The 930-nt window shown below is 71.7% G+C and carries 1 protein-coding gene; it reads left to right on the top strand.

Annotated features, from left to right (window positions below; genetic code table 11):
• Positions 1-930, top strand: a 930-nt coding sequence (locus C1I97_RS37955; protein ID WP_146608452.1) for a sensor domain-containing diguanylate cyclase, incomplete at both ends; no start/stop codon positions are given.

Genomic DNA, 930 nt, shown 5'->3' with positions numbered 1-930 from the left:
GACCACGACCGGTATCCGACCAGCCGGCCCCTCGCCGCCCTCACCCCGTACCTCGCCGCCGCCGTGTGCACGCTGGGGGTCCTCTACAACGTGCTCAACGGCCACAGCGTCGACCGCGTGGTGCTGATCACCGCGAGTGCCGTCGTGCTGGCCCTCGTCGTGCGCCAGGGCATCGTGCTGCGCGATAACATCGCCCTCACCCGGGAACTGGCCCAGCAGGAGAACCACTTCCGCTCCCTGGTGCAGGGCTCCAGCGACGTCATCATGATCGCCGCGCCCAACGGCATCCTGCGGTACGTCTCCCCGGCCGCCGCCGGGGTGTACGGGCGGCCCGCGGAGGAACTGATCGGCACCGAGCTGGCCGGTCTCATCCACCCGGAGGACCTGGGCTGTGTGGTGCACGAGGTGCGCCGCTTCCTGGTCGCGAGCCCCTTGCGGGAGCCCACCACGCGCATCGAGTGCCGCTTCCGGTCCGGCGACGGCGGCTGGCTCAACGTGGAGTCGACCGTCAACCGTCACCACGGCGGCCTCATCTTCAACAGCCGGGACGTGACCGAGAGAGTGCGCCTGCAGGCGCAGCTCCAGCACAACGCCGAGCACGACCCGCTCACCGACCTGCCCAACCGCGCGCTGTTCACCAAGCGCGTGCAGCAGGCCCTGTCCGGCCGCCGCTCGACCGACCGCGGCACGGCCGTGCTCTTCATCGACCTCGACGGCTTCAAGGCCGTCAACGACACGATCGGGCACCAGGCCGGGGACGAGCTGCTCGTCCAGGCCGCCCGCAGACTCCAGGAGGCGGTCCGGCACGGCGACACCGCCTCCCGGCTCGGCGGCGACGAGTTCGCGGCCCTCATCGTCGGGGACGGCACCCGCGACCGCACCGCCCGCGAAGGGCACATCCTGGAGCTCGCCGACCGCCTCAGGGTGACG

Source organism: Streptomyces sp. NTH33 (genome assembly GCF_003236365.1).
In the GTDB taxonomy this organism is placed as follows: domain Bacteria; phylum Actinomycetota; class Actinomycetes; order Streptomycetales; family Streptomycetaceae; genus Streptomyces.
This window is presented reverse-complemented; position numbering and strand designations above follow the sequence as displayed.